This window comes from Streptomyces sp. 4F14, assembly GCF_048159485.1.
Classification (GTDB): Bacteria; Actinomycetota; Actinomycetes; order Streptomycetales; family Streptomycetaceae; genus Streptomyces.
The window spans coordinates 1-20,843 of record NZ_JBLRVY010000046.1; the positions used below are offsets into that span (position 1 = coordinate 1).

Consider the following 20,843-nt stretch of genomic DNA (forward strand, 5'->3'; position numbering starts at 1 on the left):
CCCGGAAGCTAAGCCTTACAGCGCCGATGGTACTGCAGGGGGGACCCTGTGGGAGAGTAGGACGCCGCCGAACAATCTTTGGAGGACCCCTGGTCCCAGCGTTCAGCTGGGACCAGGGGTCCTTTTGTTTTTACAATGCTTGAGGTACCGAAGACAGGAGTCACCCATGTCCACCAACTCTCCCGACGACCGACCGGAGCGCGACCAGCGGCGACGGGACAGTGGGGACCGCAACGACCGTGGTGAGCGCGGCGATCGTGGCGGTTTCCGCCGTGACGACCGACGCGACAGCGGCCGGGGCGATCGGGGTGACCGGGGTGGGTTCCGCCGGGACAATGACCGGCGCGACGACCGCCGTGACGGTGGCCGGGGCGACCGCCGCGACGACCGTCCGCAGGGCGACCGTGGCGGGTACGGCCGGCGTGACGACCGTCCGTCGTTCCGTCGTGACGACGACCGTGGTGGTTTCCGTCGGGATGACCGTCGGGACGACCGTCCGCAGGGTGACCGTGGGAGCTACGGCCGGCGTGACGACCGGGGTGGCCGTCCCGCGTTCCAGCGCGACGACCGCCGGGACAACGACCGCGGCGGCTACCGCCGCGACGACCGTCCCCAGGGCGGAGGCGACCGTCGCGACGACCGGCCGTCGTTCCGCCGCGACAACGACCGCCGCGACGACCGCCCCTCCTTCCGCCGGGACAACGACCGTCCGCCCTTCCGGCGTGACAACGACCGGCGTGACAACGACCGCGGCGGCTTCCGCCGCGACGACCGTCCGCAGGGCGACCGTGGGAGCTACGGCCGGCGTGACGACCGCCCGTCGTTCCGCCGCGACGACGACCGTCCGTCCTTCCGCAGGGACAACGACCGGCGCGACGACCGCAGGGACGACCGCCGGGACAACGACCGTGGCGGGTTCCGCCGCGACGACCGAGGCGACCGTCGCGACAACGACCGTCCCTCCTTCCGCCGAGACGACGACCGTGGTGGTTTCCGTCGGGATGACCGTCGGGACGACCGTCCGCAGGGCGACCGTGGGAGCTACGGCCGGCGTGACGACCGGGGTGGCCGTCCCGCGTTCCAGCGCGACGACCGCCGGGACAACGACCGCGGCGGCTACCGCCGCGACGACCGTCCCCAGGGCGGAGGCGACCGTCGCGACGACCGGCCGTCGTTCCGCCGCGACAACGACCGCCGCGACGACCGCCCCTCCTTCCGCCAGGACAACGACCGCCGCGACAGCGGCCGGGGCAGCTACGGCGGCCCCCGTCGCGACGACCGGGGCGGGCGCCCCGGCGGCGGCTTCCGCGGACGTGACGACCGGCGTGACGACCGGCGTGACGACCGCCGTGGCGGTTTCCGCCGGGACGACCGGGACCGCGACCGGGACCGTGACCACCGTGACCGCGACCGCGAGCCGATCAAGCGCCTGCCGATCCCGGACGACGTCACGGGCGACGAGATCGACAAGGACGTACGGCAGGAGCTGCTGAGCCTGCCGAAGGGGCTCGCGGAGGACGTCGCCAGGAACCTGGTGATGGTGGCGCGGCTGATCGACGAGGAGCCGGAGAAGGCGTACGGCTACTCGAAGGTCGCCCTGCGACTGGCGTCGAGGGTCGCCGCTGTGCGGGAGGCGGCCGGTTTCGCGGCGTACGCGAACCAGAAGTACAGCGAGGCGCTGGCCGAGTTCCGGGCGGCCCGGCGGATGACCGGGAACACGGAGCTGTGGCCGGTGATGGCCGACTGCGAGCGTGGGCTCGGGCGGCCGGAGAAGGCGTTGGACATGGCCGGCGCCCCGGAGGTCCACAAGCTCGACAAGGCCGGCCAGGTCGAGATGCGGCTCGTCGCGGCGGGTGCCCGGCGTGACATGGGCCAGCTCGACGCGGCGATCGTGACGCTGCAGAGCCCCGAGCTGGCGTCCAACTCGGTCCAGCCGTGGACCGCGCGCCTGCGGTACGCGTACGCGGACGCGCTCCTCGCGGCCGACCGCGTGGACGAGGCGCGCGAGTGGTTCGCGAAGGCCGTAGAGGCGGACCGCGACGGCAGCACCGACGCCTCCGACCGCCTGGCCGAGATGGACGGCGTGGAGTTCGTGGACGCCATGGTGGAGGACGACGCCGAGGTCGCCGAGACCCCTGAGGCGCAGGACGCCGAGGAGGACGAGGACATCGACGACGTCGAGGAAGAACTCGACGACGAGGACGATGAGGACGCCGAGGACGAGGCCGTAGCGGCCGAGCCGGCCGTCAAGAAGGACTCCGACGACAAGGACTCCGCCGACAACGCCTGACGACCGAAAATGGGCCTCCTCTTTTAAAGAGGGGGCCCATTTTGTCTATGGAGTGCCTTCGTTGCAGGGCGTGCCCTTACAGATCCACCGCGCGCAGCACCAGCCCCGTAGCCGGCTTCGGCCCGAACGACGTCGACTTCCTGGGCATCGTCACTCCCTGCCGGGCCAGTTCCCGCACGATCTCCTCGCGCACGGGATGCAGCAGGACCGCAGTCCCCCCGTCCCGCTCGGCCTTGCGGACCGTCGCCTCCGTGTCGTGGATGTACGCCACGCGCGCGGGATCATCCTCGGGGATGTCCCAGACGGCGGCGAGGAGCGTCGCGTGCAGGACGGTCGCGTCGAGTGTGCGCCAGGCGGTCGGATGCCCGGTGGGGACGGTGCGTGCCAGCAGTCCCGGATCGGGCCGGTCGACCAGCCACAACCCGCCGTCCCCGGCGAGGAGGTACGCGTTCCCCGCGCACGCGGCGTCCGCGAGGGTCTCCAGGGCCTCCGGGAGAGCGCCCTCCAGGCGTCGTACCCGGAAGTGGCCCTCCAGGGCGGCCAGCGCCTCGCCGATAGGCAGTCCCGGCAGGTAGCGGTGGATCGCGCGCACGCGCAGGGGGTAGCGGGCCGTGTCGACGAGGAGGACCAGCCCGTGGTCCCAGGGGCCGGGGGAGGGGTGTTCCGCGCGGAGCATGCGGTACGTCGCCCAGCGGTGGTGGCCGTCGGCGATGAGGGCCTGGTGGCGGGCCAGGTCGGCCTGGACGCCTGCGACCTCGGCGGGGTCGGTGATCTGCCACAGGCGGTGGTGGTAGCCGTCGTCCGTGGTGGTCGCGAGCAGGGGCGGGCGGGCCGCCGTGCGCTCGACGAGGTCCGCTGCCGTGCCGCCGTCGCCCCGGTAGGTGAGCAGCAGCGGTTCCAGGTTGGCCTGGGTCGCGCGCATGAGGGCCGCGCGGTCGGCGACGACGTGCGGCATGACGTCCTCGTGCGGCAGGACGACGCCCTCGGCGGGTTCGGAGACGCGCAGGGTGCCGATCAGGCCGCGCTGGAGCATGCCGTCCGCGTGGCGCTGCTCGTAGACGTACAGGGCCGGGTAGGGGTCCGGGGTGAGGATGCCCTCGGTGAGCCACTCGCGCAGGGTCGCGGCGGCCTGGTCGTTCCGGGCGGCCGGGGTGGTGGCCTGCGGGAGGATCAGGCGGACGATGTTGTGCGGGTCGGCGTCGTGGAGCTCGTGCAGACCGTCAGGGCGGACGACGACGTCGTACGGCGGTGAGGTGACCGCGGCGAGCCCGCCGACCCGGTCGGGGTCGTAGCGAAGTCCTCGGAACGGGGTGAGTTCCAGACCTCGGGGCGCCGTTGCCTGCGAGTGACCTGCTGTGTTCATCAGGGCATCGTACGGCTGTCAGTGGCATGGGGGATGATCGGAGGAAAGGCGAGCGAACGAGGAGCGTGGGGTATGGGGCAGGGCGTGCGGAGGGTTCCGGACGGCAGTGAGCAGGCCCTGAGCGAGGCGTACGACACAGCGCTGCTCGATCTTGACGGGGTGGTGTACGCGGGTGGGAACGCGATCGCGTACGCGGTCGAGTCGCTGCACAGCGCCCGCGCGGGGGGCATGCGCCTGGCGTATGTCACGAACAACGCGCTCAGGACGCCGGACACGGTCGCCGATCACCTGACCGAGCTGGGGATCGACACAGCGCCCGAGGACGTCATCACGTCCGCGCAGGCCGTCGCCCGGCTGATCAGCGAGCAGGTGCCCGCGGGCGCGCGCGTGCTGGTCATCGGCGGCGAGGGGCTGCGGGTCGCGCTGCGCGAGCGCGGGCTCGTGCCGGTCGAGTCGGCGGACGACGACCCGGCGGCGGTCGTGCAGGGGTACGGCGGGCCGGAGCTGCCCTGGGGGCGGTTCGCGGAGGCGTCGTACGCGGTCGCGCGTGGGGTGCCGTGGTTCGCGTCGAACACGGACCTGACGATCCCGAGCGGGCGCGGGATCGCGCCGGGGAACGGCGCGGCCGTCCAGGTCGTGCGGATCGCGACCGGCGCGGAGCCGCAGGTGGCGGGCAAGCCGCTGCCCCCGATGCACCGGGAGACGATCCTGCGGACGGGCGCGGAGCGGCCGTTGGTGGTGGGGGACCGCCTCGACACGGACATCGAGGGCGCGTTCAACGGCGAGGTGGACTCCCTCCTGGTCCTGACCGGCGTCACGGACGGCGCGCAGCTTCTTGCCGCGCCCCCGCAGCACCGGCCGACGTACGTGGACCGGGACCTGCGCGGGCTCCTCACGGGCCAGCCGGAGGTCGTCGCGGACGGGCCGGGCTTCCGTTGCGGAGGCTGGACGGCGACGGCCGGCGAGACCCTCGAACTCACCGGCGAGGGCGACGAGCTGGACGGCCTGCGGGCCCTGTGCGCGGCGGCCTGGACGGCGGCCGGCGAGGGCTCCTGCGAGCTGGACGGGGGCAAGGCGCTGGCACGGCTGGGCCTCTGAGACACGGTCACCGGGCGGACGAGAAGGCGCCTCGCAGGCAGGCGCGACGCCCCCGCCACCCTCCCAGTTGTCCCCGCCACCCCTCCCACCAGCCACCTTCCGCCACCAGCCCCCGGGAGCGCATGGCAGGGTAGGCTAACCTAACCTCCGTGTTGGTCGACAGTGTTCCGGAACAGGCGGTCTCCCCACCCCGCAGCGGGCGAGGGCCCCGCTCCCTAGGGCTCGTGGTCTCGGCGGTGCTCCTCGCGGCGGTCGCCGTCGCGAGCATCGCCATCGGGGCGAAGGAACTGTCCCTGGAGCAGGTGTGGCACGGCCTCTTCCAGGACTCCGGGAACTACGCGGACGTCGTCGTCGGCGACCGCCTCTCGCGCACGCTCCTCGGAGTGCTGGCCGGCGCCGCGCTCGGGCTCGCCGGAGCCGTCCTCCAGGCGCTGACCCGCAACCCGCTGGCCGACCCGGGCCTGCTCGGCATCAACGCGGGCGCCTCGGCGGCCGTCGTCACCGCGATCACCTTCCTCGGCGTCACCAGCCTCAGCGGCTATGTGTGGTTCGCGTTCCTCGGCGCGGCGGCGGTCGGCGCGCTGGTCTGGTTCCTGGGCGGCAGCCGGGGCGCGACCCCGGTACGGCTCGCGCTCGCCGGCACGGCCATCACGGCGGCCCTGTACGGCTACCTCCAGGCCGTCATGATCATGGACGACGCGGCGCTCGCCCGGATGCGGTTCTGGACGGTCGGCTCGCTCTCCGGCGCCTCTGACGAGACGATTCTGCAAGTCCTCCCCTTCCTCGCCGTCGGCACCCTCCTCGCCTTCGCGCTCGCCCGCCCCCTCAACGCCGTGGCGATGGGCGACGACACGGCAACAGCCCTCGGCGCGCATCTGGGCCGCACGCGCGCGCTGTCGATGCTGGCGGCGACCGTGCTGTGCGGGGCGGCCACGGCGGCCTGCGGTCCGATCGCGTTCGTCGGCCTGATGGTCCCGCATGTCGTGCGCTCGTTCACCGGCCCCGACCTGCGCTGGATCATGCCGTACGCGGCGATCCTGTCGCCCGTGCTGCTGCTGGGCTCCGACGTGCTCGGGCGGGTCGTCGCCCGGCCCTCCGAGGTGCAGGTCGGCATCGTCACGGCGGTCGTCGGCGGGCCGGTGTTCATCTTTCTCGTACGGCGGCGGAGGGCGGCCCAGCTGTGAAGACGACGACCCTCAAGAACCGCACGCCCCGCGCCCCGCGCACACCTCGGGCCTCGCGCGCCCCACACGCGACCCGCGCTCCCCGCGCCCTGCGCACCGGCCGCCTCTCCCTCCGCCTCGACCCCCGCGCCCTCACCGTCACCCTCGCCCTCCTCCTCGCCGCGCTCACCGCGAGCGTCGTCCTCATCGGTACCGGCGACTTCCCCATCCCCGCCTCCGACGTGCTCAAAGTGCTGTTCGGGGACGGGAGTCCGAGCCAGGAGTTCATCGTCAACGACCTGCGGCTGCCGCGTGTCCTGGTCGGCCTCCTGGTCGGGGCGTCGCTCGGACTCGGCGGGGCGCTGTTCCAGGCCGTGTCGCGCAACCCGCTCGGCAGCCCCGACGTCCTCGGGCTCAGCCAGGGGGCGACCGCCGGGGCGCTGATCATGATCGTGCTGTTCTCCGGGTCCACCGCGCAGGTCACCCTGGGCGCGCTGGCCGGCGGGCTCGTCACCGGCGCGCTGATCTATCTGCTGGCCTGGAAGCGGGGCGTGCACGGCTACCGGCTCGTCCTCGTCGGGATCGGCGTCTCGGCCGTGGCGAGCGCGGTCAACGGCTACCTCATCACCAAGGCCGACATCGTGGACGCCGCGCGGGCCGTCGTCTGGATGACCGGGACGCTCGACGGGCGGGACTGGAAGCAGGTCTGGCCGCTGCTCGCGCTGGTCTGTGCGCTGGTGCCGGTCGCGCTGGCCAATGCGCGCGGGCTGCGGATGATGGAGATGGGCGACGACGTCTCGAACGCGCTCGGGGTGCGGGTGGAACGCGTACGGATGCTGCTGATGGTGTCCGCCGTCCTGCTGACCGCCGCCGCGACCGCGGCCGCCGGTCCCGTCAGCTTCGTGGCGCTCACCGCGCCGCAGCTCGCCCGCCGCCTCACCCGCTCCCCGGGCCCGAACCTCGTCCCGTCCCTGTGCATGGGCGCGGCCCTCCTGGTCACCGCCGACTGGGCGTCCCAACGCCTGTTCGGGGACGGCCAGTTGCCGGTCGGCGTGGTCACGGGGGTGCTCGGTGGGGTGTACCTGCTGTGGCTGCTGGTCACCGAACGGAAGGCAGGTCGGATATGAGCGGATCGTACGACCATGAACTCCCCGCCCCGCACCAGGCCGCCGTCCCCGGCACCCCACACCCCCCAAGGAACACCGTGAACCGCCTCTCCGCCGAGAACGTCACCCTCGCCTACGACCAGCGGGTCATCGCCGAACAGCTCTCCGTGGAGATACCCGACCGGTCGTTCACGGTCATCGTCGGCCCCAACGCCTGCGGCAAGTCCACGCTCCTGCGCGCCCTCTCCCGGATGCTGAAGCCCCAGCAGGGCCGCGTGCTGCTCGACGGGCAGGTCATCCAGTCGATGCCCGCGAAGAAGGTCGCCCGCACCCTCGGCCTGCTCCCGCAGTCGTCGATCGCGCCCGACGGGATCACCGTCGGCGACCTCGTCGGCCGGGGCCGCTACCCCCACCAGGGCATCCTGCGCCAGTGGTCCACCGAGGACGAGCGCGTCGTACAGGAGTCGATGGAGCAGACCGGCGTCGCGCGGCTCGCGGACCGGTACGTCGACGAGCTGTCCGGCGGGCAGCGGCAGCGCGTGTGGATCGCGATGGCGCTCGCCCAGCAGACGCCGCTGCTGCTGCTCGACGAGCCGACGACCTACCTCGACATCCAGCACCAGATCGACGTGCTCGACCTGTGCGCGCAGCTCCACGAGGAGCAGGGCCGTACGCTCGTCGCCGTCCTGCACGACCTCAACCACGCCGCCCGCTACGCCACCCACCTGATCGCCCTCAAGGAGGGCCGGGTCGTCGCCGAGGGCGCCCCGGGCGACATCGTCACCGCCGGGCTCGTGGAGGAGGTGTTCGGGCTGCGCTGCCAGGTCATCGACGACCCCGAGACCGGGACGCCGCTGGTGGTGCCGGCCGCCCGCCAGGCCCGTACGAAGTCCGCTACAGCAGCTTCCTGAGGCTCAGCAGGTCGCGGAAGCCCGCCTCCAGCTTCACCCGGCCCGAGCCCCACGCCTTCGCGAAGTTCAGCTCGCCGGCCACCATGGCGACCAGGTCGTCGCCGGTCATGGTGAGGCGGATCTGCGCCTTCTCGGCGGGCGGGCCGGGCGCGACGTCGTCCACCACGATCGCGCCGCCCGTCATCCGGCCGGTGAACGTGACATCCAGGTCGGTGACGCGGCAGCTCACCGTGCGCTCCAGGGACACGGCTTCGCGTACGTCGCCGTCGGCGCCGCGCATGTTCTGCGCGAGTTTCTCCAGTGCCGTACGGCACTCATCGATCGTGGCCATCGTGATCGACGGTACACCGGCGGCTCGGGGTAGCGTCGGGGCATGAACGATGCCACCGACGGCCGGGCACCCACCGGGAACCCCGAGGTCGACGCCCTCCTCGACCGGCTCGCCGACACCGGGCACCTCGCGACCGAGGGGCACGTCGAGGTGTACGAGGATGTACACCGGGGGCTGCGCGAGACGCTCACCGCGCTCGACGCCCGCCCGGGGCCTTCGGGGCCCGCAACGCCGTACGTGAACTAGGAGTGGGACCCAGGTGGCAGGAGTCGCGCGTCGACGGTTGGACGCGGAGCTGGTGCGGCGGAAGCTGGCGCGGTCGCGGGAGCACGCCAGTCAGCTGATCGCGGCGGGGCGGGTGACGGTCGGGAAGACCGTCGCGACGAAACCGGCGACACAGGTGGAGACGGCCGCGGCGATCGTCGTGCAGGCCGACGACGGCGATCCCGAGTACGTGTCCCGGGGCGGGCACAAACTCGCGGGCGCGCTCGCCGTGTTCGTGCCTCGGGGGCTCGTCGTCGAGGGGCGGCGCGCGCTCGACGCGGGCGCCTCCACCGGCGGGTTCACCGATGTGCTGCTGCGGGCCGGGGCCGCGCACGTCGTCGCCGTCGACGTCGGATACGGACAACTCGCCTGGTCTCTTCAGAGCGATGAACGCGTCACCGTCAAAGACCGTACGAACGTACGCGAGTTGACGCTTGAAGCGATCGATGGGGAGCCTGTGGATCTTGTCGTGGGGGACTTGTCCTTCATTCCGCTCGGGCTCGTGCTGCCCGCGCTGGCGCGGTGCACGAAACCGGGTGCCGATCTGGTGATGATGGTCAAGCCGCAGTTCGAGGTGGGGAAGGAACGGCTCGGCAGCGGGGGCGTCGTCCGCAGTCCCGAACTGCGCGCCGAAGCCGTGCGGGGGGTGGCCGCGAAAGCCGCCGAACTGGGGCTCGGGGTGAACGGGGTCACCGCGAGTCCGCTGCCCGGGCCCTCCGGGAATGTCGAATACTTTCTGTGGCTGCGTGCCGGGGCGCCCGCCCTGGACCCGGCCGACGTCGATCGTGCAGTGGCGGAGGGGCCGCGGTGACCCAGAACTCAGGTCGTACTGTTTTCCTGCTCGCGCACACGGGGCGGCCCGCCGCCATCCGCAGCGCCGAGCTGGTCGTGAAGGGGCTGCTGCGGTCCGGGATCGGGGTGCGGGTCCTGGAGTACGAGGCCCGCGATCTGCCGCTGCCGGCCGAGGTCGAGCTGGTCGCCGAGGCCACCCCGCAGTGCCTTGAGGGGTGCGAGCTGCTCATCGTCCTCGGCGGGGACGGCACGCTGCTGCGCGGCGCCGAGTTCGCGCGGGCGTCCGGGGTGCCGATGCTCGGCGTCAACCTCGGGAGCGTCGGGTTCCTCGCGGAGGCCGAGCGCGACGACCTCGACAAGGTCGTCGACCGGGTGGTGACGCGGGCGTACGAGGTCGAGGAGCGGATGACCGTCGACGTCGTCGTGCACAGCAACGGTGACATCGTCCACACGGACTGGGCGCTGAACGAGGCGGCCGTGCAGAAGGCGGGCGCCGAGAAACTGCTCGAAGTCGTCCTGGAGATCGACGGGCGGCCCGTCACCGGGTTCGGGTGCGACGGGATCTGCCTGTCGACGCCGACCGGGTCCACCGCGTACGCCTTCTCCGCCGGGGGGCCCGTGGTGTGGCCCGAGGTGGAGGCGCTGCTCATGGTGCCGATCAGCGCGCACGCGCTGTTCGCGAAGCCGCTGGTGACGTCGCCGGATTCCGTGCTGGCCGTGGAGATCCTGCCGCACGTTCCGCCGGGGGTGCTGTGGTGCGACGGCCGGCGGACGGTCGAACTGCCGCCGGGGGCCCGGGTGGAGGTCCGGCGGGGGTCGGTGCCGGTGCGGTTGGCCCGCTTGCATCATGCGTCGTTCACGGACCGGTTGGTGGCCAAGTTCGCGCTGCCGGTTTCCGGGTGGCGGGGGGCGCCGCACTAGGCGGTTGGTGGTGGGGGGGGGTGCTGCTTCGGCGGCGGGTGCGGGTGATCTGTGGCTGGTCGCGCCCACGCGGCGGAGCCGCATATCGATGCAGCCCCGCGCCCCTGAGAGATTCGGGCTCGCCGGAGATCTCTGGCTCGGCCCCTCCGTTCTCACAACCTCCACCCGCCCGGGTGACAAGGGCGCCTCGCGCTTCTCCCCGCCCACCTCGTATGGTCTTCTGCGTGCTGGAAGAGATGCGGATACGGTCCCTCGGAGTCATCGACGACGCGGTCGTCGAGCTGTCGCCCGGGTTCACCGCCGTGACCGGTGAGACCGGTGCCGGGAAGACCATGGTGGTCACCAGTCTGGGGCTGTTGCTCGGAGGAAGGGCCGATCCGGCGCTGGTGCGGATCGGGGCCGAGCGGGCCGTCGTCGAGGGGCGGATCTCCGTGCCCTCGGGGGCCTCGGTGGCGCTGCGGGCCGAGGAGGCCGGGGCCGAGCTCGACGACGGGGCGCTGCTGATCAGCCGTACCGTTTCGGCGGAAGGCAGGTCGCGGGCGCACGTCGGCGGGCGGAGTGTGCCCGTGGGGGTGCTGGCCGAGCTTGCCGACGAACTGGTCGCCGTCCATGGGCAGACCGATCAGCAAGGGCTCCTGAAGCTCACCCGGCAGCGGGCGGCGCTCGACCGGTACGCCGGTGACGCCGTGGCCGGACAGCTCGCCAAGTACGGCGAGGCGTACCGGCGGCTGCGGGTGGTCGCGGCCGAGCTGGACGAGATCACCACGCGCGCGCGGGAGAGGGCGCAGGAAGCCGACCTGCTGCGCTTCGGGCTGGAGGAGATCGCCGGGGTCGAACCCCGCGCCGGCGAGGACCTCGAACTCGCCGAGGAGGCCGAGCGGCTCGGGCACGCCGAGGCGCTGTCGTCGGCCGCGACCCTCGCGCACGCCGCGCTCGCGGGCAACCCCGAGGACCCCGAGGGCATCGACGCGGCGACCCTCGTCGCGGGCGCCCAGCGGGCCCTGGAGGCCGTCCGCGCGCACGACCCGGCGCTGGCCGCCCTCGCGGACCGCATCGGCGAGATCGGCATCCTCCTCGGCGACGTGGCGGGCGAACTCGCCGGGTACGCCGACGACCTGGACGCCGACCCCCGGCGCCTGGCGGCCGTGGAGGAGCGCCGCGCCGCCCTCACCGCCCTGACCCGCAAGTACGGCACCGACGTGAACGCCGTCCTGGAGTGGGCCGAGACGAGCGCCGCCCGCCTCACCGAACTGGACTCCGACGACGACCGGATCGAGGAACTCACCGCCGAACGCGACGCCCTGCGCACCGGACTCGGCGCCCTCGCCCAGGCGTTGACCGACGCCCGCACCGAGGCCGCCGACCGCTTCGCCGCCGCAGTCACCGCCGAACTCGCCTCCCTCGCGATGCCCCACGCGCGCGTGTCGTTCGCGATCCGCCAGACCGAGGACCCCGAGGGCGTCGAGGTCGGCGGCCGCACGGTCGCGTACGGCCCCTCCGGCGCGGACGAGGTCGAGCTGCTGCTCGCCCCGCACCCCGGCGCCCCGCCCCGGCCGATCGCCAAGGGCGCGTCCGGCGGTGAGCTGTCGCGCGTGATGCTCGCGGTGGAGGTCGTGTTCGCGGGCACCGACCCCGTCCCCACGTACCTCTTCGACGAGGTCGACGCGGGCGTCGGCGGCAAGGCGGCCGTCGAGATCGGCCGGCGGCTCGCCAAGCTCGCCAAGTCCGCGCAGGTCGTCGTCGTCACCCACCTCCCGCAGGTCGCGGCCTTCGCCGACCGGCAGCTGCTCGTCGAGAAGACCAACGACGGGTCGGTCACCCGCTCCGGCGTGAAGGTCCTGGAGGGCGAGGAACGCATCCGGGAGCTGTCCCGGATGCTCGCCGGCCAGGAGGACTCCCAGACGGCCCGCGCGCACGCGGAGGAACTCCTCGCGGCGGCCCGCGCGGACGCGTAGCGGTACGCCCCCGCGCGCAGGGGGCCGTTCGGGTGATGTGCGGGTCGTCCGGGGGTGCTGTGGCGGCCGGGTGTGCGAAGTTCTCCAACCGTGGAGAGGTTGTTCGCACGTAACCGGACGGCGTCACTCATGTGGGTGACAAGAGGGTTCAGGCGCGGGGGTCCGGGCATGCCGGGCGGTCCGGAACACCCGTACGTGCTGGCATCCTTGGTGGGGAACGCGCGGGAATGTACGGGGGACGCGTCCGCGTACGTCCCTTCGGTACGTTCCCTCGTGACCATCCCCCGCCGAACCAGGAGCCCCGGCCGCGTGAGCCACGTGAGCAGCCCTTCGTCCCAGGGCCAGGCCCCGCTGCGCACCGTGCAGGTGCTCGGCGGCGGCAACGCCGGCAGCAGCGCGCACGTGCGCTCGCTGACCGCCGGGCTCGTCGCACGGGGCGTACGGGTCACGGTGTGCGCCCCCTCCGAGTCCGATCACGCCTACGACTTCTCCGGCGCCGGCGCGGACCACGTACCCGTGCCGCGCAGCAGCGACCCCGGGTCCGTCGCCGCGCTGCGGGCCGCGTGCGCCGACGCGGACCTCGTCCACGCGCACGGGCTGCACGCGTCCTTCCGGGCCGTCCTCGCGCTCAGCGGACGCCGTACGCCACTGATCGTCACCTGGCACAACGGGGCCCGCGCCGAGGGCGCCCGCGCGCATCTGCTGCGCCTGCTGGAGCGGCGGGTCGTGAAGGCGGCGACCGTCGTCCTCGGGACCACCTCCGGCCTCGTCGACCGGGCGCGGCGCACGGGGGCGCGGGACGCGCGGCTCGCGGCCGTCTCCCTGCCGGGGGCCCGGCGCGACTCCGGGGTGCTGTCGGGGGACAAGGTGCGGGCCGAACTCGGGGTGGGGGAACGGCCCTTGCTGCTCGCCGTCGGGTCGCTCGAACGGCATCGGGGGTACGAGGTGCTGCTCGACGCGGCCCGCGGGTGGCGGTTCCTCGAACCCGTTCCGCTGGTCGTCGTCGCCGGAGAGGGGCCATTGCGGGGGGAGTTGCAGGGGCGGATCGACCGGGAAGGGCTGCCGGTGCTGCTCGCCGGGCGGCGGGAGGACGTTCCCGAACTGCTGGGGGCGGCCGATCTGGCGGTGCTGACGGGAGCCGACGAGTCGCGGTCCGTCTTCGCGCAGGAGGCTCTGCACGCGGGGGTGCCGTTGGTGGCTCCGTTGACCGGTGGGGTGCGGGAACTGGTGGGGGACGCGGCGGAGTTGGTGGCCGCGGGGGATGCGGAGGCGTTGGCGGGGGCTGTGGTGCGGTTGCTGGGGGACGAGGAACGGCGGAGGGTGTTGCGGGAGTTGGGGGAGCGGCAGGTGGGGAGCTGGCCCACGGAGGATGAGACGGTGGCGCAAGTGCTGAGTGTTTACGACGAGTTGACTCAGCCTCGGCCTATTGGGTAGGGGGTGTGCCCTCAAGGGCGTACGTGTCTCCGTGCCTTCAAAGCCAAGCTCAGTGTCAGCACCGTCTGCGGGTCGTCCAGGTCCGTTCCCAGCAACTCGCCGATCTTCGCCAGGCGGTTGTACAGCGTCTGGCGGTTCAGGTGGAGTTCCCTCGCCGTCTCCGCCTTGCGGCCCGCGTGCGCCAAGTACGTTTCCAGCGTGGGGAGCAGAGGCGGCTTGGCCCGGGTGTCGTGGGACTGGAGGGTGCCGATCGCTCTCGTCACGAACGCCGCGAGGTCCGGGTGGTCCCGTAGCCGCCACAGCAGCAGGTCCGTGTCCAGGTGGCGGGCGTCGTGCCAGGGCTGGGGTGGCAGGCCCTGGGCCGCTGTGGCCGCCTCGGTGGCGTGGTGGAGGCTCGCCGCCGCCGCTGTCCAGGTGCCGGGGACTCCTACGACGATCACCGGCGGCGGGGTACCCGGGCGCCGGGTGCCCGCTCGGTCCGCGCCGGCGTGGAGGGCGGTGGCCGCGCGGTCGGCCAGCGCCCCGCGGTCCCCTTCCGTACGCAGGCCCAGGAGGACCAGGACCCGGCCCTCGACGGGGCGGACGCCGAGCAGGACCGGGACGCCCAGGGACGCCAGTTCCTCCGCGAGCGCCCTCGCCGTGAGCGTCCCGGGATCGCCGAGGCGCATCACGATCGGCAGCAGGGGCCCGGCGCCGGGCTTGAACCCGAGCACCCTGGCCTGGGCCGGCGCGTCCTCGGCGGCGATCCGTCCCTCGGCGAGGTCGGTGAGGAAGTCGCCCCGGCCGCGTGCCGCCAGCTCCTCCTCCTGGCGGGCCTGCATCAGGACGACCGCGAGGGTGCCGGCGGCGCGCTCGGCGGCGATGCGGTGAACGGGGGCGAGGGGGGCGCGCACGGGGAGCAGAACGAGCCGGGCACGCACCGAAGTGCTGCCGGCGCCTCCGCCAGAGCCGGCCCTGCCTCCCCCGACCACCTCGGCGCCGGAGCCCCCGACGCCCGGCGCTGACCCGCCCCGCCCCGCCCCCGGCCCTCCGCCGCTCCACCCGCCCCCCGGCGTCGAGCCACCCCCGTACCCACCCGGCACATCCACCACCACCGATCCCGAAGGTGCCTCCCGCCCCGGCCCCCGTAGCCGTTCCCACACCTGGAGCGGATCCGCCCCCTCCGGCCCCGCCCCCGCCGCGTACAGGAGCCTCCCCTCGGCCGTCTCCAGGAACACCGGGTTGCCGCTGAAGTCGCCGAGGATGCCGAGGACTTGGGGGATGCCACCGCCGCTGAGGACCGCGTCCGTGCACCGGCGGTGGACTTCCTCGGCGCGTCGGAGGAGCGCGTAGTGCCCGTTCACGATCTCCGTGTGGATCTCTTCGGTGACCGTCACGAAGGCGACCTCGCGGTGGAGTTGGACCAGCGGGAGTCCCGTCGTGCGTGCCGTGTCGACCAGGGCCGCGGGCAACCGGGTGAAGCGGGGCCCGAGTTCGACCACCAGCGCGGCGATGCCCCGCTCGGCGAGGGTGCGGACGAAGGCGCGCTGTTCGGCGGGGCGGGTGCCGAGGCCGTACCCGGTGGTGAGCAGGAGTTCGCCGCCCTTGAGGAGCGAGGCGATGTGCGGCACCTCACCCGCGTGCACCCACCGCACCCCCCGGTCCAGCGCCTCCGCCCCCGCGAGGACCTCGGGCAGCCCCCTGCGCAGCCCGGGCAGCTCCAGGGCGCGGCGCACGGTGATGTGGTCGACGGGGGTGTCCATACGGGGACGCTACCCGGGGACGCCGCCCATGGCCTCTACGGGGCGACCAGCTCCTCCAGCGCCGGCCCCAACCGCTGCGCGAGCCCCGAGTCCCAGTGCCCGACCTCCGCCACCAGCAGCCCCACCGCCGCCCCCAGCGCCCTGCGCAGTTCCTCCGCGTCCAGGGACCGTACGAGCGTCGGCTCCAGGGGAAGGTCCACGAGGTGTGCCCCCTTGGCGTGCGCGGAGGGAACGCCCAGCCGGAGACACGCGAGGGTGATCAGGTGGGCCCGCAGTGCGCCGATCCAGTGCTCGGCCTGCCAGGCCCGGCCCCGCTCCACGCACGTGCGCGCGTGCAGGGCGTGATGCCAGGAGAGGCCGATCAGATGCGCCGGATCAGGGTCGCCGAACGGCTCCTGCACCCTCGTACTCCCGAAGAGCGTGCGCCACTGCGGGCCTCGTGGGCCGAACTCCGCCTCCGGGGCGAACGTGATGTCGACCTCCGTCCAGCCGGGCAGGAGGAAGACGCGGATCGTGCCGAGGTCCCAGTGGTGGAGGGCGCCGAAATCGGAGTACAGACGGGCCGTCCACGCCGTGACGACCGGTGTGCGGTCGCCGTGGACCGCGAGGACCAGGTCGAGGTCGGACCACTCGTCGGAGTGGTCCGTGGCGTGGGAGCCGGTGAGGGCGGCTCCCGTGATCGCGGGGTCCTGGCGGGCGAGGCTCAGGAGCCGCTGGGTGACCTGGTCCTCGGGCACGGTGTCAGCCGCCGTACGCGCCCGATGCCGTCAGGCGCAGGGCCGTGTCGATCAGGGGGACGTGGCTGAACGCCTGCGGGAAGTTGCCGACCTGGCGCTTGAGGCGGGGGTCCCACTCCTCGGCGAGGAGGCCGAGGTCGTTGCGCAGCGCGAGGAGCTTCTCGAAGAGCTTGCGGGCCTCGTCCACCCGGCCGATCATCGCGAGGTCGTCCGCCATCCAGAACGAGCAGGCCAGGAAGGCGCCCTCGTCGCCGGGGAGGCCGTCGACGCCCTCGTCGCCGCCGGAGGTGGGGTAGCGCAGGATGAAGCCGTCCGAGGTGGACAGCTCGCGCTGGATGGCCTCGATGGTGCCGATGACGCGCTTGTCGTCGGGTGGCAGGAAGCCCATCTGGGGGATCAGGAGGAGCGAGGCGTCGAGTTCCTTCGAGCCGTACGACTGCGTGAAGGTGTTGCGCTCCTTGTCGTAGCCCTTCTCGCAGACGTCCCGGTGGATGTCGTCGCGCAGTTCGCGCCAGCGCTCCAGGGGGCCGTCCGCGTCGCCGGACTCGATGAGCTTGATCGTGCGGTCGACGGCGACCCAGGCCATCACCTTGGAGTGCACGAAGTGCCGGCGCGGGCCGCGGACCTCCCAGATGCCCTCGTCCGGCACGTTCCAGTGGTCCTCCAGGTAGCGGATCAGCTTGAGCTGGAGCAGGGAGGCGTAGTCGTTGCGGGCGAGGCCGGTCATGTGGCCGAGGTGCAGGGCCTCGGTGACCTCGCCGTACACGTCGAGCTGGAGCTGGTGCGCGGCGCCGTTGCCGACGCGGACCGGCGCCGACTTCTCGTACCCCGGCAGCCAGTCCAGCTCCGCCTCGCCGAGCTCGCGCTCGCCCGCGATGCCGTACATGATCTGGAGGTTCTCCGGGTCGCCGGCGACGGCCCGCAGGAGCCATTCGCGCCAGGCGCGCGCCTCGTCGCGGTAGCCGGTGCGCAGCAGCGAGGAGAGGGTGATCGCGGCGTCGCGCAGCCACGTGTAGCGGTAGTCCCAGTTGCGGACGCCGCCGATGTCCTCCGGCAGGGAGGTGGTGGGCGCGGCGACGATCCCGCCGGTGGGGGCGTACGTGAGGGCCTTCAGCGTGATCAGCGAGCGGATCACGGCCTCGCGGTAGGGGCCGTGGTACGTGCACTGCGCGACCCACTCGCGCCAGAACTCCTCGGTCGCCTCCAGCGAGGCTTCCGGCTCGGGGAGCGGCGGGGGCTGCTTGTGCGAGGGCTCCCAGGAGATCGTGAACGCGATCCGGTCGCCCGGCGCGACCGTGAAGTCCGAGTACGTCGTGAGCTGCTTGCCGTACGTCTGTGCGGTCGTGTCGAACCACACCGAGTCGGGGCCCGCGACGGCGACCGTGCGGCCCTCGTGCTTGTGGACCCAGGGGACGATCCGGCCGTAGCTGAAGCGCATGCGCAGCGCCGAGCGCATCGGCACGCGCCCCGAGACGCCCTCGACGATGCGGATGAGCTGGGGCGCTCCGTCGCGCGGGGGCATGAAGTCGGTGACCCGGACCGTGCCGCGCGGGGTCTCCCACTCGGACTCCAGGATCAGCGAGTCGCCCCGGTAGGTGCGCCGGGTGGCCGGCGGGGGAGCGGATTCGGCGGGGTGGGCGGGGCCCAGGCGCCAGAAGCCGTGATCCTCCGTGCCGAGCAGGCCCGCGAAGATGGCGTGCGAGTCGAAGCGGGGCAGGCACAGCCAGTCGACTGTGCCGTCCCGGCAGACCAGTGCGGCGGTCTGCATGTCTCCGATGAGTGCGTAGTCTTCGATGCGCCCGGCCACGTGCAACTCCAGAAGAACGGCCACGTCACCCCCGCGAGGGGGGCTTCTTGCGGTCAAGGGGTCGGTGTCAAATGCATGTCGTTGAGTGGTTGTGAAGCAAACCAGTCGTCCCGCGCTGTGGCAAAACGCCATTTTTCGCTCAACGAGCTGACGAGCGTTCGTTGTTCCGGTGCGCAGGCGGGGGTGTCCCGTGAAGCAGCGGGCGGGCTCGGCAGCGAGTGTCTGAGCAGGATACGGCTCACGTAGATGATCTGCGTGCCGCTCGCGTCAACGGGGCTGCGCCGAACGGGTGAGTCAGGGTGAAAGCGTCGTCAAGGAACACGAAATCCTTACCAAAGGACTTGTGTCGGCGGGTGCGCGGAGCGTGGCCGGAGGCCATCTCTCCGGGGCGCTGATACCCTGGTAGCCCGTGGACCGGTGGGCTCGAAACCCCCGAACCGCAGCGACCCCAGACCGCGACCACGGGAGCCCCCCCTTGGCTATGACGCCCAAAAGTACGACGACCAAGCACATCTTCGTCACCGGGGGTGTCGCTTCCTCGCTCGGCAAAGGTCTGACCGCCTCCAGCCTCGGCATGCTGCTCAAGGCCCGAGGTCTGCGCGTCGTCATGCAGAAGCTCGACCCGTACCTGAACGTCGACCCCGGCACGATGAACCCCTTCCAGCACGGCGAGGTGTTCGTCACGAACGACGGCGCCGAGACCGACCTCGACATCGGCCACTACGAGCGCTTCCTCGACCGCGACCTCGACGGCAGCGCCAACGTCACCACCGGCCAGGTGTACAACACCGTGATCGCCAAGGAGCGGCGCGGCGAGTACCTGGGCGACACCGTCCAGGTCATCCCGCACATCACGAACGAGATCAAGCACCGCATCCGCCGTATGGCGACCGACGAGGTCGACGTCGTCATCACCGAGGTCGGCGGCACGGTCGGCGACATCGAGTCGCTGCCGTTCCTGGAGACGGTCCGCCAGGTCCGCCACGAGGTCGGCCGGGACAACGTGTTCGTGGTCCACATCTCGCTCCTTCCGTACATCGGCCCGTCCGGTGAGCTGAAGACCAAGCCCACCCAGCACTCGGTGGCCGCCCTGCGCAACATCGGCATCCAGCCCGACGCGATCGTGCTGCGCTGCGACCGCGAGGTGCCGACCGCGATCAAGCGCAAGATCTCCCTGATGTGCGACGTCGACGAGTCCGCCGTCGTCGCCTGCCCGGACGCGCGTTCGATCTACGACATCCCGAAGACCGTCCACGGCGAGGGCCTCGACGCGTACGTCGTCCGCAAGCTGGACCTGCCGTTCCGCGACGTGGACTGGACGACGTGGGACGACCTGCTGGACCGCGTCCACAACCCCGACCACGAGATCACGCTCGCCCTGGTCGGCAAGTACATCGACCTCCCCGACGCCTACCTCTCGGTCACCGAGGCGCTGCGCGCGGGCGGGTTCGCCAACAAGGCCCGCGTGAAGATCAAGTGGGTCACGTCGGACGACTGCAAGACCCCGGCCGGCGCCGCCGCCCAGCTCGGTGACGTGGACGGCATCTGCATCCCCGGCGGCTTCGGCGACCGCGGGGTGCTCGGCAAGGTCGGCGCGATCAAGTACGCCCGCGAGAACCGCGTACCGCTCCTCGGGCTCTGCCTGGGTCTCCAGTGCATCGTCATCGAGGCGGCCCGCAACCTCGCGGACATCCCGGACGCCAACTCCACCGAGTTCGACGCGGCGACGGCCCACCCGGTCATCTCGACCATGGCCGAGCAGCTCGACATCGTCGCGGGTGACGGCGACATGGGCGGCACGATGCGGCTCGGCATGTACCCGGCGAAGCTCGCCGAGGGCTCCATCGTCCGCGAGGTCTACGACGGCAAGGAGTACGTCGAGGAGCGGCACCGCCACCGCTACGAGGTCAACAACTCCTACCGCGCGGAGCTGGAGAAGAAGGCCGGCATCCAGTTCTCGGGCACCTCCCCGGACGGCAAGCTCGTCGAGTACGTCGAGTACCCGCGCGAGGTCCACCCCTACCTGGTCGCCACGCAGGCGCACCCGGAGCTGCGGTCGCGGCCGACGCGCCCGCACCCGCTGTTCGCCGGGCTGGTGAAGGCGGCTGTCGAGCGCCAGCGGGTCGAAGGGGCCGCCAAGAGTTCGAAGTAACACGGCCGGTTGTACGGTGGCCGGGGTGTCTCCCGCTCAACGGGAGCACCCCGGTTTTCGTTTGCGCACGTCGGAGAGGCAAGAGCAATGACGATCAAGGACACCCCGCAGGAGTGGGAGATCCGGGCGACGGACACCCCCTTCGTCGGCAAGAAGACGTCCGTGCGCACCGATGACGTCGTCATGCCGGACGGCTCGGTCGTCCGCCGCGACTACCAGGTCCACCCCGGCTCCGTCGCCGTCCTCGCCCTCGACGACGAGGACCGGGTGCTGCTGATCAAGCAGTACCGCCACCCCGTGCGCGAGAAGCTGTGGGAGATCCCGGCCGGTCTGCTCGACGTCCCCGGCGAGAACCCGCTGCACGCGGCGCAGCGCGAGCTGTACGAGGAAGCCCACGTCAAGGCGGAGAGCTGGCACGTCCTCACCGACGTCTACACCACGCCCGGCGGCTGCGACGAGGCCGTGCGCGTCTTCCTCGCGCGGGGGCTCTCCGAGGCGCAGGGGCGGCGCTTCGAGGTCGAGGACGAGGAGGCCGACATGGAGTACGCGCGCGTGCCGGTCGCCGAGCTGGTCCGGGGGATCCTCGCGGGGGAGCTGCACAACAACTGTCTGGTGGTGGGGGTCCTGTCGCTGGTCGCCGCGCGTGCCGGGGACGGGCTCGGGGCGCTGCGTCCGGCGGAGGCGGCGTGGCTGGCCCGGCCGTTCGAGGCGTGACCGTTTCTGACGCAAACGTGAACCCCGTGTGATCGTTCCGCGGTCCCTCAGGGGTTCACGTTC

At 72.5% G+C, this 20,843-nt stretch carries 16 protein-coding genes and 2 pseudogenes; 13 read left to right on the top strand and 5 right to left on the bottom strand.

What is annotated here, in order from left to right:
* Positions 1–220: 220 nt before the first annotated feature.
* Both ACLZOT_RS46435 and ACLZOT_RS46440 read left to right on the top strand, forming a co-directional pair.
* Positions 221–838, top strand: a pseudogene (locus tag ACLZOT_RS46435) (RNA helicase); the annotation flags it as partial.
* Between the two features lie 591 nt (positions 839–1,429).
* On the top strand, positions 1,430–2,290 hold the full coding sequence (locus ACLZOT_RS46440; RefSeq protein ID WP_416975377.1) for a tetratricopeptide repeat protein: 861 nt from the start codon (positions 1,430–1,432) through the stop codon (positions 2,288–2,290).
* A gap of 76 nt (positions 2,291–2,366) precedes the next feature.
* Here the strand turns inward: ACLZOT_RS46440 and ACLZOT_RS46445 are convergent, their stop codons facing one another.
* Positions 2,367–3,653 carry a DUF1015 family protein gene (locus ACLZOT_RS46445; RefSeq protein WP_416975326.1) on the bottom strand — a complete coding sequence of 429 codons (1,287 nt, stop codon included), beginning with the start codon at positions 3,651–3,653 and terminating at the stop codon, positions 2,367–2,369.
* A 72-nt stretch (positions 3,654–3,725) separates the two neighbouring features.
* Between ACLZOT_RS46445 and ACLZOT_RS46450 the strand changes: the two genes are divergently transcribed.
* From ACLZOT_RS46450 to ACLZOT_RS46465, 4 genes are all read left to right on the top strand, one after another.
* Complete coding sequence (locus tag ACLZOT_RS46450) at positions 3,726–4,751, top strand: HAD hydrolase-like protein (protein WP_416975327.1); 1,026 nt, start codon at positions 3,726–3,728, stop codon at positions 4,749–4,751.
* 149 nt (positions 4,752–4,900) lie between these two features.
* Positions 4,901–5,935 (top strand): FecCD family ABC transporter permease, encoded by a 1,035-nt coding sequence (locus ACLZOT_RS46455; RefSeq protein ID WP_416975328.1) that lies wholly within the window; start codon positions 4,901–4,903, stop codon positions 5,933–5,935.
* Between the two features lie 89 nt (positions 5,936–6,024).
* Positions 6,025–7,041 carry a FecCD family ABC transporter permease gene (locus ACLZOT_RS46460; RefSeq protein ID WP_416975378.1) on the top strand — a complete coding sequence of 339 codons (1,017 nt, stop codon included), beginning with the start codon at positions 6,025–6,027 and terminating at the stop codon, positions 7,039–7,041.
* Positions 7,038–7,931, top strand: coding sequence for an ABC transporter ATP-binding protein (locus ACLZOT_RS46465; RefSeq protein WP_416975329.1), 894 nt, complete (start codon positions 7,038–7,040; stop codon positions 7,929–7,931). Before ACLZOT_RS46460 ends, ACLZOT_RS46465 begins: the two co-directional genes overlap by 4 nt.
* Here the strand turns inward: ACLZOT_RS46465 and ACLZOT_RS46470 are convergent.
* The gene (locus ACLZOT_RS46470) at positions 7,915–8,262 is read right to left on the bottom strand and encodes an SCP2 sterol-binding domain-containing protein (protein WP_416975330.1); all 348 of its coding nucleotides are present in this window, start codon (positions 8,260–8,262) and stop codon (positions 7,915–7,917) included. The genes ACLZOT_RS46465 and ACLZOT_RS46470 overlap by 17 nt on opposite strands.
* A 63-nt stretch (positions 8,263–8,325) precedes the next feature.
* Here ACLZOT_RS46470 and ACLZOT_RS46475 point away from each other — a divergent pair.
* The 5 genes and pseudogenes from ACLZOT_RS46475 to ACLZOT_RS46495 form a co-directional block, all read left to right on the top strand.
* A pseudogene (locus ACLZOT_RS46475) lies at positions 8,326–8,508 on the top strand (hypothetical protein); the annotation flags it as partial.
* A gap of 13 nt (positions 8,509–8,521) precedes the next feature.
* Positions 8,522–9,337 carry a TlyA family RNA methyltransferase gene (locus ACLZOT_RS46480; RefSeq protein WP_416975331.1) on the top strand — a complete coding sequence of 272 codons (816 nt, stop codon included), beginning with the start codon at positions 8,522–8,524 and terminating at the stop codon, positions 9,335–9,337.
* Positions 9,334–10,239, top strand: a complete 906-nt coding sequence (locus tag ACLZOT_RS46485) for an NAD kinase (protein WP_416975332.1) — start codon at positions 9,334–9,336, stop codon at positions 10,237–10,239. Before ACLZOT_RS46480 ends, ACLZOT_RS46485 begins: the two co-directional genes overlap by 4 nt.
* 212 nt (positions 10,240–10,451) lie before the next feature.
* Positions 10,452–12,194, top strand: coding sequence for a DNA repair protein RecN (recN, locus tag ACLZOT_RS46490; protein ID WP_416975333.1), 1,743 nt, complete (start codon positions 10,452–10,454; stop codon positions 12,192–12,194).
* A gap of 309 nt (positions 12,195–12,503) precedes the next feature.
* The gene (locus ACLZOT_RS46495; RefSeq protein ID WP_416975334.1) at positions 12,504–13,628 is read left to right on the top strand and encodes a glycosyltransferase family 4 protein; all 1,125 of its coding nucleotides are present in this window, start codon (positions 12,504–12,506) and stop codon (positions 13,626–13,628) included.
* Between the two features lie 11 nt (positions 13,629–13,639).
* On the opposite strand, the gene ACLZOT_RS46500 is transcribed toward ACLZOT_RS46495, so the two are convergent.
* The 3 genes from ACLZOT_RS46500 to ACLZOT_RS46510 are packed head-to-tail and all read right to left on the bottom strand — an operon-like array spanning position 13,640 to position 17,914.
* Complete coding sequence (locus ACLZOT_RS46500) at positions 13,640–15,370, bottom strand: PucR family transcriptional regulator (protein WP_416975335.1); 1,731 nt, start codon at positions 15,368–15,370, stop codon at positions 13,640–13,642.
* Between the two features lie 35 nt (positions 15,371–15,405).
* Positions 15,406–16,107 carry a hypothetical protein gene (locus ACLZOT_RS46505; RefSeq protein ID WP_416975336.1) on the bottom strand — a complete coding sequence of 234 codons (702 nt, stop codon included), beginning with the start codon at positions 16,105–16,107 and terminating at the stop codon, positions 15,406–15,408.
* Positions 16,108–16,111: 4 nt separating this feature from the next.
* Complete coding sequence (locus ACLZOT_RS46510) at positions 16,112–17,914, bottom strand: glycoside hydrolase family 15 protein (protein WP_416975379.1); 1,803 nt, start codon at positions 17,912–17,914, stop codon at positions 16,112–16,114.
* Between the two features lie 481 nt (positions 17,915–18,395).
* On the opposite strand from ACLZOT_RS46510, the gene ACLZOT_RS46515 reads away from it, so the two are divergent.
* Positions 18,396–20,066: a CTP synthase gene (locus ACLZOT_RS46515; protein WP_416975337.1), complete on the top strand. Its 1,671-nt coding sequence runs from the start codon at positions 18,396–18,398 to the stop codon at positions 20,064–20,066.
* An 87-nt stretch (positions 20,067–20,153) separates the two neighbouring features.
* Positions 20,154–20,780 carry an NUDIX domain-containing protein gene (locus ACLZOT_RS46520; protein WP_416975338.1) on the top strand — a complete coding sequence of 209 codons (627 nt, stop codon included), beginning with the start codon at positions 20,154–20,156 and terminating at the stop codon, positions 20,778–20,780.
* The last annotated feature ends 63 nt before the right edge of the window (positions 20,781–20,843 follow it).

What these genes read in the sequence shown, in the direction of transcription:
- ACLZOT_RS46500 (WP_416975335.1), bottom strand. Translation starts at nt 15,370, where the DNA reads ATGGACACCCCCGTCGACCACATCACCGTGCGCCGCGCCCTGGAGCTG.
- ACLZOT_RS46515 (WP_416975337.1), top strand. Translation starts at nt 18,396, where the DNA reads ATGACGCCCAAAAGTACGACGACCAAGCACATCTTCGTCACCGGGGGT.
- ACLZOT_RS46470 (WP_416975330.1), bottom strand. Translation starts at nt 8,262, where the DNA reads ATGGCCACGATCGATGAGTGCCGTACGGCACTGGAGAAACTCGCGCAG.
- ACLZOT_RS46445 (WP_416975326.1), bottom strand. Translation starts at nt 3,653, where the DNA reads ATGAACACAGCAGGTCACTCGCAGGCAACGGCGCCCCGAGGTCTGGAA.
- recN (WP_416975333.1), top strand. Translation starts at nt 10,452, where the DNA reads ATGGTCTTCTGCGTGCTGGAAGAGATGCGGATACGGTCCCTCGGAGTC.
- ACLZOT_RS46450 (WP_416975327.1), top strand. Translation starts at nt 3,726, where the DNA reads ATGGGGCAGGGCGTGCGGAGGGTTCCGGACGGCAGTGAGCAGGCCCTG.
- ACLZOT_RS46465 (WP_416975329.1), top strand. Translation starts at nt 7,038, where the DNA reads ATGAGCGGATCGTACGACCATGAACTCCCCGCCCCGCACCAGGCCGCC.
- ACLZOT_RS46520 (WP_416975338.1), top strand. Translation starts at nt 20,154, where the DNA reads ATGACGATCAAGGACACCCCGCAGGAGTGGGAGATCCGGGCGACGGAC.